15 protein-coding genes and 1 tRNA gene are annotated in these 16,384 nt (G+C 34.6%); 9 read left to right on the top strand and 7 right to left on the bottom strand.

What is annotated here, in order from left to right:
• Positions 1-8: 8 nt before the first annotated feature.
• From ACWGOQ_RS01065 to ACWGOQ_RS01080, 4 genes are all read left to right on the top strand, one after another.
• Entirely contained in the window at positions 9-1,262 is a 1,254-nt protein-coding gene (locus tag ACWGOQ_RS01065) for an aspartate kinase (RefSeq protein ID WP_452056697.1), read from the top strand.
• Between the two features lie 53 nt (positions 1,263-1,315).
• Complete coding sequence (locus tag ACWGOQ_RS01070) at positions 1,316-3,124, top strand: lysophospholipid acyltransferase family protein (protein WP_452056698.1); 1,809 nt, start codon at positions 1,316-1,318, stop codon at positions 3,122-3,124.
• 308 nt (positions 3,125-3,432) lie between these two features.
• On the top strand, positions 3,433-4,128 hold the full coding sequence (locus ACWGOQ_RS01075; protein WP_452056699.1) for a mechanosensitive ion channel family protein: 696 nt from the start codon (positions 3,433-3,435) through the stop codon (positions 4,126-4,128).
• Complete coding sequence (locus tag ACWGOQ_RS01080) at positions 4,115-4,381, top strand: hypothetical protein (RefSeq protein WP_452056700.1); 267 nt, start codon at positions 4,115-4,117, stop codon at positions 4,379-4,381. Before ACWGOQ_RS01075 ends, ACWGOQ_RS01080 begins: the two co-directional genes overlap by 14 nt.
• Before the next feature lie 9 nt (positions 4,382-4,390).
• Here ACWGOQ_RS01080 and ACWGOQ_RS01085 read toward each other — a convergent pair whose 3' ends face one another.
• From ACWGOQ_RS01085 to ACWGOQ_RS01115, 7 genes are all read right to left on the bottom strand, one after another.
• Positions 4,391-4,822, bottom strand: coding sequence for an arsenate reductase ArsC (locus tag ACWGOQ_RS01085; RefSeq protein WP_452056701.1), 432 nt, complete (start codon positions 4,820-4,822; stop codon positions 4,391-4,393).
• A gap of 19 nt (positions 4,823-4,841) precedes the next feature.
• Positions 4,842-5,339, bottom strand: a complete 498-nt coding sequence (locus tag ACWGOQ_RS01090; protein ID WP_452056702.1) for a GNAT family N-acetyltransferase — start codon at positions 5,337-5,339, stop codon at positions 4,842-4,844.
• Positions 5,340-5,825 carry a DUF6428 family protein gene (locus ACWGOQ_RS01095; RefSeq protein ID WP_452056703.1) on the bottom strand — a complete coding sequence of 162 codons (486 nt, stop codon included), beginning with the start codon at positions 5,823-5,825 and terminating at the stop codon, positions 5,340-5,342.
• Between the two features lie 31 nt (positions 5,826-5,856).
• Positions 5,857-6,180: an ArsR/SmtB family transcription factor gene (locus ACWGOQ_RS01100; protein ID WP_452056704.1), complete on the bottom strand. Its 324-nt coding sequence runs from the start codon at positions 6,178-6,180 to the stop codon at positions 5,857-5,859.
• 87 nt (positions 6,181-6,267) lie between these two features.
• On the bottom strand, positions 6,268-6,642 hold the full coding sequence (locus ACWGOQ_RS01105; protein ID WP_452056705.1) for a TM2 domain-containing protein: 375 nt from the start codon (positions 6,640-6,642) through the stop codon (positions 6,268-6,270).
• A gap of 241 nt (positions 6,643-6,883) precedes the next feature.
• Positions 6,884-7,510, bottom strand: a complete 627-nt coding sequence (locus tag ACWGOQ_RS01110) for a 50S ribosomal protein L25/general stress protein Ctc (RefSeq protein WP_452056706.1) — start codon at positions 7,508-7,510, stop codon at positions 6,884-6,886.
• 26 nt (positions 7,511-7,536) lie between these two features.
• Positions 7,537-8,478, bottom strand: coding sequence for a ribose-phosphate pyrophosphokinase (locus ACWGOQ_RS01115; protein ID WP_452056707.1), 942 nt, complete (start codon positions 8,476-8,478; stop codon positions 7,537-7,539).
• Between the two features lie 332 nt (positions 8,479-8,810).
• Here ACWGOQ_RS01115 and ACWGOQ_RS01120 point away from each other — a divergent pair.
• The 5 genes from ACWGOQ_RS01120 to ACWGOQ_RS01140 all read left to right on the top strand — a co-directional run bounded on the left by ACWGOQ_RS01120 (position 8,811) and on the right by ACWGOQ_RS01140 (position 16,334).
• Positions 8,811-8,892 (top strand) — tRNA-Leu (locus tag ACWGOQ_RS01120).
• A 204-nt stretch (positions 8,893-9,096) separates the two neighbouring features.
• The gene (locus ACWGOQ_RS01125) at positions 9,097-10,113 is read left to right on the top strand and encodes a DUF6588 family protein (RefSeq protein WP_452056708.1); all 1,017 of its coding nucleotides are present in this window, start codon (positions 9,097-9,099) and stop codon (positions 10,111-10,113) included.
• Positions 10,114-10,200: 87 nt separating this feature from the next.
• A complete protein-coding gene (locus ACWGOQ_RS01130; RefSeq protein ID WP_452056709.1) occupies positions 10,201-10,788 on the top strand; it encodes a porin family protein in 588 nt (195 codons plus the stop codon).
• Positions 10,789-11,091: 303 nt separating this feature from the next.
• Positions 11,092-12,360 (top strand): IPT/TIG domain-containing protein, encoded by a 1,269-nt coding sequence (locus ACWGOQ_RS01135; RefSeq protein ID WP_452056710.1) that lies wholly within the window; start codon positions 11,092-11,094, stop codon positions 12,358-12,360.
• Positions 12,361-12,974: 614 nt separating this feature from the next.
• On the top strand, positions 12,975-16,334 hold the full coding sequence (locus tag ACWGOQ_RS01140; RefSeq protein ID WP_452056711.1) for a cellulase family glycosylhydrolase: 3,360 nt from the start codon (positions 12,975-12,977) through the stop codon (positions 16,332-16,334).
• Positions 16,335-16,384: the final 50 nt, after the last annotated feature.

Below are 16,384 nucleotides of genomic sequence, written 5' to 3' on the forward strand. Positions count from 1 at the left end.
TTATTTTAATGAAGGTTTTTAAGTTTGGTGGAGCATCAGTTAAGGATGCCGATGGAGTAAAAAATGTATTAAGAGTATTACAAAAGGTTGGTGATTCTAACATAATTATAGTGGTTTCTGCAATGGGTAAAACTACCAATGCTTTGGAAACTGTTGTAGATCATTATCTGAATGATACTAAAGAACTAAGTGGTTCAATAGATTTTATAAAAAAATATCATATTCAGATACTAGAAGATCTTTTTCAAAATAAACAACATTCAATTTTTGAAAAGATTAATGCCCTTATTTCTGACTTACAAACTACCTTAAAAATAAATAAGTCTACACGATACGATTTTGTGTATGATCAAATTGTTTGTTATGGAGAGTTAATTGCCACAACGATACTGAGCGAGTATTTGAACTCAGAAGGTTATAAAAACAAGTGGTTGGATGCCAGAGATGTTATTAAGACCGATGACGATTATCGTGATGCAGTTGTTAATTGGGCAATTACTCAGCAAAACATTACAAAAAGAGTCAATAAAAAAGGTTTGACGATTACACAAGGTTTTATAGCATCTGATGATAATAATTTCACAACGACTTTAGGCAGAGAAGGTAGTGATTATACCGCCGGAATTTTTGCATACTGTACTAATGCTTATAGTGTGTCTATCTGGAAAGATGTGCCAGGCGTTCTCAATGGTGATCCTAGAGTTTTTAATAATGTAAAATTGTTATCACAAATTTCATACGAAGAAGCTATAGAATTAGCTTTTTACGGAGCTTCTGTGATTCATCCAAAAACGTTACAGCCATTACAACGAAAAGAAATCCCTTTATATGTAAAATCATTCGTTAATCCTCTTGACGAAGGAACATCTGTTAAAAAAGGGCAAAGATTAGTTCCTTATGTGCCTTGTTATATAGTAAAGAAAAACCAAATTATGCTGTCACTTTCTTCGTTAGATTTTTCTTTTATTGTAGAGGATAATGTTAGTGAAATTTTCAGTCTTTTTCACAAATATCATCTAAAAGTAGATTTAATTCAGAATTCTGCAATTAGTTTTTCTGTATGTCTGGATGATAAGTTTAATCACTTCGAACAATTGTTGCCATATTTAAAAGCAAAATTCAAGGTGGTCTATGAGAAGAATGTCTCTTTGTTTACTATCAGACACTTTAATGCAGAATCTATTGAATCCTTAGAAGAAAACAAGAACATATTGCTTAAACAAAGCACTAAAGAAACCTATCAAATGGTTGCTAAACAATAAGATATGCTATCCAATGATTTTGTTATATTTGTAGTTAGCACAAAACGTATTTAATGGCGGTAGTCACCTCGAAGGAAGTAGCCAAAGGGCTTAAATTGGATAAACTTGGCTTTATTGGCACTTTTGTTGGCTGGTTGATTCTGAAGATCACACGGTTATCGAAGATTAATCGTCAATATGATAACATTAGTCATCTTAGCGGTACTGAGTTTGTAAATGAGGTGCTAAATCTGTATGGTGTTACTTTCGAAATTCCGCCAGAAGACCTGAAAAGATTACCTAAAGAAGGTGCTTTTATAACATTATCAAATCATCCACTTGGAGGACTTGATGGAATACTTTTGCTTAAGTTAATGTTTGAGCATCGTTCTGACTATAAGATTATCGCAAATTTTCTTTTACATAATTTTTCCCCATTAAAGCCATATATAATGCCTGTTAACCCTTTTGAAAACAGGAAAAACGCTAAATCGAGTGTTACAGGTGTTAAACAGGCTGTTTTACATCTTAAAGAAGGAAAACCATTGGGGATTTTTCCTGCAGGAGAAGTGTCCACAACAAAAGATGGCAAGCAGTATGTTGATAAACCTTGGGAGCCTGGAGCGATGCGATTAGTAAAAAAGGCGAAAGTACCTGTAATTCCTATTTATTTCCACGCCAGAAACAGTAGATTGTTTTATCAACTGGCTTCTATAAGTGATACCTTAAGAACAGCTAAATTACCTAGCGAACTTTTTTCACAAGAAAATAGAATTATAAAAGTTAGGATCGGTAACCCAGTATCTGTCAGTGATCAGGATGAGTATGAAAAGATCGAGGATTTCACGAATTTTTTACGAAAAAAAACCTACATGCTCGCTAATCCTTATGCAAAAAAGACACTTAGAGAGTCTATTCCGCATAACTTTAAATTACCAAAATCACCTAAAGAAATAGCTTCTGGAGGGAGTATCAATTCTATCGAGTCAGAATTAGAATACTGTCGGGAATATGATAAACGCTTGTTAGCGAGTAAAAATTATGAAGTTTTTCTGGCTAAAAAAGAGTTGATTCCCAATGTAGTACACGAAATAGGTAGACTGCGAGAGATTACTTTTAGAGAAATTGGGGAAGGAACAAATCAATCTATAGATTTAGATCCGTTTGACGATTATTATCATCATATGTTTTTATGGGATACGGGAGCAAAAAAGATAGCTGGAGCGTATCGGATGGGAATGGGTAATGAGATTTATTCCAATTTTGGTATTGATGGATTTTATTTACAGGATTTATTTAGGTTTGAGCCAGAACTACATAAGATGATGAGCGAATCCATTGAGATGGGTCGTGCATTTATTATTAAGGAGTATCAGCAACGACCGATGCCATTGTTTTTACTTTGGAAAGGTATTGTACACTGTACACTTCGTTTTCCGGATCATAAATACCTTATTGGAGGAGTTAGTATTAGCAATAAATTTAGTAATTTCTCTAAGTCATTGATGATAGAGTTTATGAAATCGCATTACTATGACCCATATGTAGCGCAGTATGTTAGACCAAAAAAAGAGTTTAAGATAAAGTTGAAAGATGCCGACAAAGATTTCGTCTTTGATGAAAGTAGGAGTGATCTTAATAAATTTGATAAAATTATTGACGAGATCGAACCAGGGAGTCTGCGCATACCAGTTTTAATTAAGAAATATATTAAGCAAAATGCTAAAGTAGTAGCATTTAATGTAGATCCTCTTTTTAATAATGCAGTAGATGGTTTGATGTACATTCGTATTGCTGACTTGCCTGAAAGTACGGTGAAACCGGTAATGGAGGAGTTTCAGGCAGAACTGGAGCAGAAATATTTTAAGAATGGGGATAAGTGATTTCTCTGAAAATGGCGGTCTTCACGTATCGTTCACAAATAACATATCTTGGGTCTTCAATATATTTATTTTGGAATTGCGCTTTTCGGATTTTTTTTTCTTTTTTTCACGTAAGTTTTTTAGTTGGTTACAAAAAAAGGCTGATTCTCAGGAAAGGAATATATTTTTCAGGAATAGTAAGGTAGCGCAGTTTTTTTAGATTTATTACGCCCAGAAGAGAGCGTCATATCATAAAGTTTGCTATCAAGCTTCTTCGTATTTCGATAGGGATTACGTTTTTAATTTTTTACTTACCATTCTTCTTTAGTTTGGTCCCTCAAACTAAAGAATATGCCGATGCAATATTGGAATATGTGAAGAAGCCGTTGCTTTTTATTTATGAGGGATTAATTGGCTTTATCCCCAACTTGTTTTTCATAGTAGTTATTTTCTTTGTTACAAAATATCTATTGCGGTTCCTTAAATATGTAACAACAGAACTGGAACGAGAGGCAGTACGTCTTGATGGATTTCATGCAGATTGGGCAAGACCGACATTTAATTTGCTTAGAGTGGTTATTATAGCATTTGCAGTCATTATCGTATTTCCATACATCCTTGGATCAAATTCGCCAGCTTTCAAGGGTGTTTCTATTTTTTTCGGTGTGCTTTTTTCATTAGGTTCTACGTCTGCAATATCCAATATAGTCGCGGGAATAGTAATAATCTATATGAGACCCTTTAAGGTAGGTGATAGAGTGCAAATTGGTGAAACTATAGGAGATATTACGGAAAGAAGTCTATTAGTTACAAGAGTGAAAACTATAAAAAACCTGGATATAACAATTCCTAATTCTTCTATTTTAGGAAACCATATTATAAATTTTAGTAAAAATGCTACAGAAGATGTTGGTATCATCCTACACACTTCTGTTACTATTGGATATGATGTAGTGAGCAATGAAGTTTTGAAAGCTCTTATTGAAGGTGCTAAAAAAAACGAACCATATTTTGTCAAACCCTAGCCCGTTTGTTTTGATCAAAAGCATGGATGATTTTTATGTTAATTACGAAATCAATGCTTACACCAAAAACCCTAAAAAATCTGCAGTAATCTATTCGTTATTACACGAAAATCTTAAAAATGAATTGCATCATGCCGGAATCGAAATCCTATCACCGCATTATCATGCGGTAAGAGATGGAAATATGCTAACAGTTCCGCCTTCAAATGTTCCAGAAAATTATAAAAAACCTGGATTTGAGATTGAAAATTAAAAAATCCTTTTAATTAACTTTTATGGTTTGTAGTACATTTTTGTCTACAAAATCCTTACAATATACTTTTATTTGATTTCTAGTTTTGGTAAAAGCTTCATGAATTTCTTTTTCGGATCCTGTTACTTTTGAAGGATCGAAAAAGTTATAATGAAAGCGTTCTGCTTTACCTGGAAAAAACGGACATCTTTCTTTCGCATTATCACAAACGGTAATGATATAATCAAAATTTATATCCAAGTATTCTTCTAGGTTATTGGATGTGTGATTGGCTATATCAATGCCGTCATCTTTCATAATAGCAATAGCTTTTGAATTTACTCCGTGCGTTTCTACGCCTGCACTATAAATAGTGGCATTATCTTGTGCAAAATTTTTCAAATATCCTTCTGCCATTTGGCTTCTACAAGAATTTCCCGTGCATAAAACTAAAATATTCATCCTGGTGGTTTTTTGGTGATTAAATTATTTTTTTACTTCTTCTTTCTAATATGGTATTGTCGTACCATTTTTGATTTAGTTTACCTATTTTTTCTCGATATCCAATTATTCTGAAACCTAAAGCGGAGTGTAATATGATGCTTGCCTTGTTTTCACTAAAAATACCTGCTTGCAGTGTCCAAAATCCTTCTTTTTCACTTTGTTCGATTAGGTTCGCTAAAAGTAGCTTTCCTATTCCAAAGTTTTGATATTTTGACGTTATATAAATGCTAACTTCGGCAACCCCTTTATACACCTCTCTTTTTGAAATAGGAGTTAAAGCAGTCCAACCTACAATTTCCTTGTTTATCACTGCTTTTAACCTGCAGGATTTTATATGTGATCGATTCCATTGTTCCCAAACAGGAACCGTCGTCTCGAAGGTAGCAATACCGGTGTCTATTCCTTCTTTATAGATTCTTGAAATATCAGACCAGTCTGATTGATTAAAGGGTTTTATTTTGGCTTTGAGTTTCATTTAGCAACAGCCACTTCCCGGAGCACAAGATACTGTTTCTGCCTCGACTGTTTCAGGTACGCCACAGGTCTCTTTTGCTTTACAGTCTGTAGGCTGAACCGCAAGTTTTATGATAAGCTGACTTTCTCTGCTGGTAAATCCTGTGATATGTAAATGAGCGGTATGAAACATGGCATTGCCATATTCAATTTTTACAGGAGCATCCATAGTATATGGTTTCATTTTTCCGACTTTACGAAGAATACCTAAGGCTTTATGCGCGTTTAAATAATCAAGTTTACCGAATTCACTTGGACTTTCCCATAGTTGAATTATTGTTTCTTTCCAAGAGTCTGTTCCTGCTCCACAATCTACAGAGTCTATAATAAGGTGTTTAACCTCTGTAATATGGTAATTTGCACCTACTAACATTCCTGGAGCATATTCGAATAGCAACGATTTCTCTTGATGCTCTCCTAATAAAGATATAAATTCTGATGTTTTCATAATATGGATATTATCATTAATTTTAGTAGTCCTAACAACAATTTTGTTTGGTTGTATTAAAAAATGTATTTAAGTTTTGCTGTAATTCGTTCCATCGATCAATATTGATACAGTAACACATGCTTTTCCCTTCAATCTCTCCTTTTAGCAGTCCTATACTTTTTAATTCTTTGAGGTGTTGAGATATCGTGGCTTGTGCTAGCCCGATTTCTTCTACCAAATCATTACAGATACAAGCATCTTGTTTGCTGATATATTGAAGTATAGCAATACGTGCCGGATGACCTAGTATTTTAAACAACTGAGCTAGCTCATTTTGCCGTTTATCAAATATTTGAGTTTTAGTGATGCCCATGTTTTTCATTAATATATCGCAATATTACGATAATAAAACTAAATAAAAAAGTTAGATTATTGTTTTCTTACTCTCTTAGCTATATTTTTAGAACCATGGTTTCTTATTTGCCTGATATGTTTGATAGAATTCTTCGTCTGATTTGGTAAGATATATAATTCCTTCTATTATGCTAACTACCCAAACGACCCATCCGGCGAGTCCACAGGTTAAAGTGCCCAGAATTATAGTGCAAATGAGCATTATGAAACCCTCTTTATTATAGCCCAGAATGAATTTATGTATTCCTAATCCACCAATTACCAGTGCCAGAATACCAGCAAGTATTTTTTTGTTTTCGTTGCTGTTAACTGTTTCTTTCATTTCATCCCTGAAATTTTCTGCTGTTTCCTTGACCTTTTTAGCAGCTTCATCTGCTTCTTTTTTAATGTTGTCGCCTAAATTGCCTTTTTCTTCACTCATAAACTTGTAATACGTTCGTTAATTGAAGAGTAAATTACAAAATTTATTTGTTCGAATCACCCTAAAAACACGGATAGTTTATTTAGGTTTTGTAGCTTAAGTCTATATAATTTTTGAGATGTAAATACTTTAGAAGGCAGAATTTGAGTAATTTTTCTTTTAATTAGAGATGTCTATAAAAAAAAGCACTTTGATAAATATTATCAAAGTGCTTTTTGGTTGTTTTTCTGTAAATAAGAGATTAAGCTTCTGCAGCTGGTGCTTCTGCAGCTGGCGCTTCCCCTTCAGTTTCTTCTTCTTCATCATCTTCGTCTTCGACAGCGGTACGAGATGTTTTAACCATACAAATTACAGTATTATCCGGGTGTAGGATAGCGAAATCCTCACTAGCTACATCGGTAACATATAGTTTGTTTCCTATTTTAAGGTTGGTAATGTCTGCTTCTAAAAAGTCTGGCAATTTAGAAGCAAGTCCTTTTACTGTGATACGTCTAAGATTGAAACGCAAAACACCACCGTTACGAACACCTTTAGAGTTTCCAGTCGTTTTGAAAGGAAGTGCAATAGTGATTGGTTTATCATCAAAAATTTGGATAAAGTCGATGTGTAAAATTCGATCCGTCACAGGATGAAATTGGATATCCTGTAGGATGGCGTTTATCTTTGTGCCATTATCCAACGCTATTACCACGGTATGAACGTCTGGAGTGTACACTAAGTTTTTGAAAGCAATTTCTGGCGCTGCAAAGTGTACAATAGTGTCTCCACCGTAAATAACACAAGGTACCTGTCCAGCATTACGTAAGGCTTTAGTTGCTTTCTTGCCTACGCTTTCTCTTTGAGATGCATTGATTGTTAATGACTTCATTTTAAAATATATTAATAGTTATTAATTTACATTATAAATTTAGAGCTAATAGACTTATTGTTGTGAACTCTACTCATAACATCTGCAAACAAGTCTGCACAAGTAATGACTCTAATTTTATTGCTTTGTTGTTTCAGAGGAATAGAATCGGTAACGATTAATTCTTCTAATTTTGAATTTTCTAATTTTTCGTACGCATTGCCTGAGAGAATTGGATGTGTACATATTGCTCTCACGCTTTTTGCACCTCGCTCCATCATCAGATCTGCTGCTTTTGTTAGGGTGCCAGCCGTATCCACCATGTCATCTACAAGCACAACATTTTTTCCTGTTACATCACCAATCAATTCCATATGCGAGATCACATTTGCTTTTGCACGTTGTTTATAACAAATGACCACATCACTTTTTAATGCTTTAGAATATGCATAAGCTCTTTTGGAACCACCCATATCCGGAGATGCTACAGTGAGATGATTCAGGTTTAATGATTGTAGATATGGTAAGAATATTGTGGATGCAAATAAATGATCCACAGGTTTTTCAAAAAACCCTTGGATTTGATCTGCGTGCAGATCCATCGTTATAATTCTTGTTGCGCCCGCAGTTTCCAGCATTTTAGCTATCAATTTTGCGGCGATTGGAACTCTGGGTTTATCCTTTCTGTCCTGACGAGCCCATCCATAATAAGGTAATACTGCGGTAATATGTCTCGCAGAAGCTCTTTTGGCAGCATCCAGCATTAACAACATCTCCATCAAGTGATCAGAACTTGGATGTGTAGAACCAATAATGAACACTCTAGATCCTCTTACAGATTCCTCAAAAGAAGGTTGAAATTCGCCATCACTATAAGTTGATGTAATTACATTGCCTAACTTAGCCCCATACGCTAGTACGATTTTTTCTGCTAGTTCTGTACTTTGGGTACACGCAAAAAATTTTGCTTCTGTAATTGAATTAGGCATAGGTAAACTATTGTTTTGTAATGAGTTAAAACTTATTTTCTAAAAACAAGGTGCAAATTTAAAAATTTATTTCTACTCTTACCCTTATTTTATCACTTATTTAATGGATGTGATAAAATATTTTTTTAATTTTGCCATCCAATTTGGATGAATATGTTTAAGTATTCGCTTGCCTACAGAGTAGGTGCGCAACAATTGAAATTATGATGGTGTTTTATGCAGTATTAAGCATAGAAAAGAACTATATTACATCATAGTAACAAATGATTGGAAAATAGCGAGTTGGAAAATGAAGTTTTGAGTGCTTCAAGAAAAAATAAAGTATTAAAAAAGCTCAAGTGGCGGAATTGGTAGACGCGCTGGATTCAAAATCCAGTGACTTCGGTCGTGTGGGTTCGATTCCCACCTTGAGTACTTTTATAAATAACCTTCTGTTTTTCAGAAGGTTATTTTGTTTATAGCACCTTTGTTTAATTCTGTTTGTTATTGTTTTTGGTGCTGAGTTATACATAGATAATGCTTTATAACAATCATCTATACAAGATTGCTAATCTTTTGATTATGTCATACACTTGGGAAATTTTACTATTTTAGTTATCTAATTAGAACCCAAATCTTATGAAAAACAGTGTACTATTTTTAAGTTTTTTTAGCATATCTATTAGTTATGCTCAACAAAATATAGATGATTTGTTAGCTGCTGGTGTTAATGATGCTCAACGTTTTACTTCGGATTATTTAAATCCCGCTTCAGATGGTTTAATGTACAGTATGAATAACGGATGGTTTAATGGAGCTAAAGCAAAAAAGCGTTTTGGTTTTGAAATCTCACTTGTTGTTAATGCCTCCTTTGTAGGGGATGATAATAAGTCATTTGTGTTAGATCCTGCGAATTATGAAAACTTAGATTTTCGTGATAATCCTGGGGTTGCCAGACCTGTTGCAACAGCCTTTGGAGATATCCAAAATGTTATTGTTGTAGTAGAAGGCGAAAGTACCGTTCCTGGACTTCCTCCACAAGATGCGGAGTTCGAACTACCAACCGGTTTAGGAGAATCTAATATCAATTTTGTGCCTACTGCTTTTTTACAAGCTAGTTTAGGACTCGTAAAAGGGACAGAGATAAAAGCCAGATTTTTTCCGAAAGTTAAAACTAATGATGCGGAAGTTGGGTTTTATGGAGTTGGTTTACAACACGAAATAACCTCCTGGCTTCCCGCGGATAAATTATTTCCTGTAGCTATTTCTGGACTTATTGCTTACACACATCTTGATGGAAGCTATGATTTTACAGACACAAATATTGTTCAGGGAGAGGATCAGCGTTTTGAAAATGATACGAATACTTGGTTATTCCAAGTGATCGGATCGACAAAACTGCCCGTTTTTAATGTGTACGGTGGAATAGGGTATCTTTCAGGAAAATCTACCACGGATCTAAAAGGGACTTATAGAGTACAGTCGGGATTTGTAAGTTCAGAAACGATTGTTGATCCTTTTTCGGTAGAAAGTGAAGTTTCTGGTGTGAGAGGAACACTAGGCGCTAAGGTCGCTTTATCATTTTTCAGAGTAAACATTGATTATACCTTTGCTGAATATAGTGGTTTATCATTTGGTTTAAATTTTGGATTTTAGTCATTCTGGTTTAGAATTAGTCATTTTGTAAAAACCAAAAGAAATAATTATTCGTATATACGGTGTATATACAAAACTAAAAACATCATGAAAAAGCAATTTTTGATAGGTAGCATACTTTTATATGCCTTTACGGTATGGTCTCAAGACGATATCTCAAAAGAATCTAATTTCGGTATTAAAGGTGGATACAACTTAGCTGCAGTAAATTTTGATGGTGAAGGAGAAACAGGACAACGGCATAGCTTTCATTTAGGGATTTATGGCGAATCTTTTATTAGTGAAGCCTTGGCATTTCAGTTGGAATTACTATATTCTCAACAAGGATATGAAATTAGTAATAGTAGTGGGACTTTTACACAAAAACTTAATTATATAAATTTTCCTTTGATGTTCAAAGCATATCCGGATAATAACTTCTTTTTGGAAGCAGGGCCACAAATAGGGTTAGCAATTTCACATAAAGAAGAGTTTAATAGCGGGTTTGATATTTTTGATACCTCCAATGAATTTGACCCTAATAGTTTTGATTGGGGAGTTAATTTTGGCGGAGGGTTCAAAACTAATTCCGGAATTAGCATAGGAGTGCGGTATCATTTAGGTTTAGGTGATATTTATGACGAAGGCGCCCCTAAAAATAGAGTTTGGCAGTTTTCACTGGGATTTGACTTATAACAAAATTTCGACGGGTCTTGAAAAAGGTTTTGAGTTAGAACTCAAAACCCTTTTTATTTTTTAAAACTGTGATGTATTATTTTCATGAATGAAGATCATAAAAAATCGAGCAAACTACTTTTATAGGTTTGGATATTGGTGGGGTTAACTGCATATTCTAAATATATAAATAGCTTTTTTTGTTTTTATTTAAATTTTAAATAATTGAAAAACAATAACTTGTATTTATTTGCCCCTAAAAGTGTATTATCAAAATCTTATTTAGTGTTAATATTGCATTGGCTAAATCTTAATACTTTTACTATGAGTCACAAATATCTTAATAAGGTTTATATATATTCATACGCAATCGTTTTTGGAATTGCTATAACAGTTATTACAGGTTGTAACGATGATGATTCTGAAGGGATAAGAATTCCTGCGATAGTATCTTTTTCTCCAGAAATAGGTGAGCCTGGAGATGAAATAGTGATTGCGGGTACTGATCTTGCCAATGCTACCTCAGTTTCTTTTAACGGTATAGCATCCACCATTACCGAAAACACAGGTAGAACAATATTAACCACTGTACCAGAGGGCGCTACCACAGGAAAAATATCGGCAACCACAGCAGGAGGTTTGACAATTAGTATTGATAATTTTCGAGTAAGAGTCATTGGGGCTCCCGAAGTGAACAATATTTCACCACGATCTGCACAAGCAGGAGAAGAAATTACCCTAACAGGAACTAATATGGCAACTACTAATGTGGTAAATGTAGGTGGAGTAGAAGGATCAATTATTAGTACTTCGGATACAGAAGTTGTATTTACCCTTGGAGATTCACCAATTGGATTAAGTGCTATCGAATTGACAAGCGAAGGAGGAACGTCTTCTACCGCTCCTGATATCAACGTATTTTATGTGATTGAATTACTTACCCCGTACTCGGATACGTTTGATGGTGAAACAATATTATTCAGCTCTGGAGGAGATGCAGAAATCGATTATTTTGGAGTTAATAATAGATTGCCTGCAGAAGCTATTTTGGTTCCTAATCCTATTGACAATAATTTTTATTATATAGGAGGAACGAGTGATACAGGTGATTCAGGTTCTTATACAGGACAAATAGGGCATTCTCAGGAGTCTTCCGGTTTTTTTGCAGATTTTTTTAATGAAGATAGTAGAGACTTAACACAATTGTTTTTTAATATTCAAATTAATTTCCAAGGAATCCCTGATGATTATACAGGTGCTTTGGCTGGTTTTAGATTGCGATTTGATGAAGGATATGATGCGGATAATGACGGGTCTACAAGTGATGAATATCTTGAATTCAGACCAACTTTACAAAATCTTGCAGATTTTGGATACATCCCTAACGCTGATGGCTGGTATACACTTTCTATAACTTTTGATCAGTTTCTGAATTCAGGTCCAAGAGGAGGTGCAGGATCCTGGGATGTATATGCAGTAGAAACATTAACGAGATATGCCATAGCATCCAGAAGAGAGCATGATGGCGAATACTCGCTGAATATAGATAATGTTTACATTACAAAAGGAGGTCCCTTAAATATTGCAGAATAATATAAAATAAATGGGAATACACCAATAGCATCTTGTTATAAAATGCTTTGGAACGTTTTGACGAGATGGCATACTAAAAACAAATAAAATGAGTTATTAAAAGATCGTCTGAATCTCTACCCTTTTTAGACGTTAAATAAATAAGATTTGCATTTCTTCCTTTAAAATGGAAGATTTAAATAAATGGCTTTATACAGAAATTAGGAAATTATTAAGTAAAAATTAAAAAGAAAACTTATTATTTATGAATTGTTCTTAGAACCAAGAATCTGTAAAAAACAAAATCGCAAGTAAGTTTCGATATCTAAATTCTATCTCCCACCCTTCCGGAATTAAGATATATCATTTTTAAATATTGGATCGTACCAGAAGAATTTCTGGCACATTGGCAATGGTTATAGACCAGCTTAGACGTTTTCGTCTGGCTTAAGAGGTTTTGTATAAAGCTTCCTTAAGTCAACCAGAAAAAAGCTAGTCAATTATCATTGTTAATGGTTTAGCCTATAATATCTTCTTTGGTAAATAGTATGTATAGAAATCTATATAGGTATGCCTATTGGTTTTGATATATGATGTAGTTCAAAAAAAACAATAACACACAATTAAACTTAACTATGAAAACGTATTACACACACAAAAAACATTTTTCAGCTAATCAGTTATTCTGCTTAGTGATGTTATTATTTATCTTGGCGGGAGGAACCGCTCAGACAGTCGTCCAGAAACACGGGAGGTTAAAAGTCCAAGGCAACAGAATCGTTGATAAAAACAACCAAGAGGTAAGCCTGGCAGGAAATAGTCTCTTTTGGAGTAATGCAGGTGACACCTCTGATTTTTACGATGGCGAAACAGTAACACATCTTGCAAGTGATTGGAACAGCTCAATCATTCGTGTTGCGATGGGAGTTAAAGAAAATTGGGATGGCGGAACTGGTTATATTGACAGTCCATCTGCTCAGAAAGCCAAAATTCGTAAAGTAATTGACCAAGCTATCGCAAGCGGAATTTATGTAATCATTGATTGGCATACACACGAGGCGGAAAATTATACTTCGGAAGCCGCAAATTTCTTCAAAGAAATGGCACAATTATATGGAGACCAACCTAATGTAATTTATGAAATTTATAATGAACCTATCAATCAATCTTGGTCGCAAGTAAAAAGCTATGCGAATACGGTGATTGCTGCTATTCGTTCCGAAGACCCTGATAACCTAGTTATTGTTGGTTCTCCAACTTGGTCTCAGGATGTTGATGTTGCATCTAATGATCCTGTAAGCGATGCTAACACTGCATATACATTACATTTTTATTCTGGTACACATACTCAGTTTTTGAGAGATAAAGCAACTACCGCTATGAATAATGGCATTGCACTATTTGTAACTGAATGGGGAGCTGTAGATGCTAGTGGTGATGGAGCTTTAGAAATTCCAGAAACCGAAAGGTGGATGCAATTCTTCAAAGACAATAATATCAGCCACGTTAATTGGTCAGTTAGTGACAAGCCTAGTAATAATGATCCTACTAGAGCCGAGAGATCTTCTGTAGTAGAATTAGGTAAAGGGATTAGTGGATTAAAAAACAATCAGTTAACACAAACCGGAGATTATATAAAAGACCTTATTGAAAACTGGTCAGAAGACGGTGGAGGTGATCCTGATGGTCCTAGCGGAACGATTAATTGTAATACGGTAGATTGTATTAGAAATGCTATGCGAAATGCACAACCTGGAGACGAGATAATAGTTGCACCTGGGACATATACAGCACCAGATAAATTCAATTTTGGTAACAAAGCAACAAGATTTGGTTCAGATAAAAATGGTACTGCATCAAAACCAATTACATTAAGAGCACAAAACCCTTCGAACCCTCCAATTCTGAAAGGAACGAACGGAAACTATGATGGATATGTAATGTTCATTCTGGGAGATTATTGGATACTTAAAGATTTAATTCTTGAAGAAGGATCTAAAGGACTCGTTCTTGATAATGCCAATAATGGTATTATTGAAAATGTTGTAGTACGTGAATTAGGAGAAGAAGGAATTCACCTAAGAGATGGATCTAGTAACAATTTAGTTAAAAATTGCCGTGTATATAACGTAGGTATTAAAAGACCAGGTATAGGTGAAGGTTTGTATGTAGGATCTGACAAAGGACAACACGAAAGTTCTGGACAAGCAGGTGATATTTTTGATAATAAATACAATCCTAGATGTGATAATAATACTATAGAAGGTTGTATTGTTGGTCCTAATGTTACAGCTGAAGGAGTTGACGTAAAGGAAGGAACAAAAAACACAATTATTCGTAATTGTACTTTCTCTGCTGAAGGTTTATCTGGAGAAAACAGTGCCGATGCCTTTATCGACCTAAAAGGAGCGTATGGATTTGTATATAACAATACCTTTAATCGAGATGGATCTAATATTCTTAATGCTGGAGTTGATTTCTTAGATCGAGGAACTGGGTTTAATACTGGGTTCAGAAATGCAATTTTCGATAATACTTTTAATTTGGGTAGCAGAGCAAATGAAATCCCAACAGCTAGAAAAAAACAAGGAGATCCTTCAGAAATTCATGTATGGAATAATACTCGTAATCCAAATTCTCCTGATTTTCCTATTAGTGACGGAACAACAAATTTCGTAACAGAATCTTGCCCTAATTGGAATATCGTACCATGTGGAGGAGGTGGTAATCAAAACCCTACCGTAAGTATAACATCTCCGTCTAACGGAACTAATTTTGATACAGGAGCAAATATTCAGATCAACGCTAATGCCAGTGATTCTGATGGATCCGTAACCAAAGTAGAGTTTTTTAGGGGAAGCACAAGACTGGGGCAAGATACTAGTGCACCGTATTCTTATACAATTAATAATGCTACAGAAGGAACTTATGCACTAACCGCTAGAGCTACTGACAATGATGGAGCATTTACAACTACTAGTACTATAAATGTTACAGTTTCAGGTGATACCGGAGGGAATCAGACACCTGTAGTTTCATTTGCTTCACCTTCAGGTAATTTAACCGTTGATGAAGGATATAGCCTTTATGTAAAAGTAAATGCTTCTGATAGTGATGGAAATATTACAAACGTAAAACTTTATATAAATAATAACTTTGTAAGACAAGAAAATTTCGACCCCTATGAGTGGGGGCACGCTACATCACCAAACCCAAATGAAGTAAACAATTTACCTGTTGGTAATCATACATTCCGAGCTGTAGCTACAGATAATGAAGGAACCACCTCTGAAGCTACTTTTACTCTTACTGTAGAAAGCGAAAATACTGGCGGCGGCGATACTTGTGACTTTGGGACACCAACTTCAGGTAATTTACCAGCATTTGATAGCGTTTCTTTTTCTGAGGTACACGTTTTAGGAAACGGAGGGCCAGCTTTAAATAATTTCAGAAAGTTCAGTATTAATTGGAATCCTCAGTACAATGGATTATATCAATTTGCAATAAATACCAATAACGGTGTGCCAAATTATTATGTAGATCTTAGACCTTTTAGTACGACTAAATTTAACACCAATAATCCTGAAGTAACTATAAATAACTCTGGATTTAACGGTTTAGACGGTTCTTATTGGGTAGCCAAGGATGGAGCAAATTTTGTGATGGTTTCTAAGAACGGAGGCTTTACTATATATTTCAGTAATTCTGATACACCTCCTAATTGTGATGATAATAAAGAACCTGCGGATGAGGACAAGCTAACTAATATTAAGTTATTCCCAAATCCGGTAAATGATAATATTTTGAATGTAACTGGGATCATTCAAGAAAAATCAACATTAGAAATTGCTGATATGCAAGGAAAAGTTGTACTTCAAAAACTTATCGAAAACACAGAAGCAGATTTGGATGTTTCAAGCATTAAATCTGGGATGTATGTTTTGATCATAAAAGGATTAAAATTCAGAAAATCAATTCTGTTTACTAAACAGTAATTAGTCTTAGCCATCATAATCATCAGGTAGTAACAACGCTATCTGATGAT

The sequence above is a fragment of the Aquimarina ulvae genome (assembly GCF_053613295.3).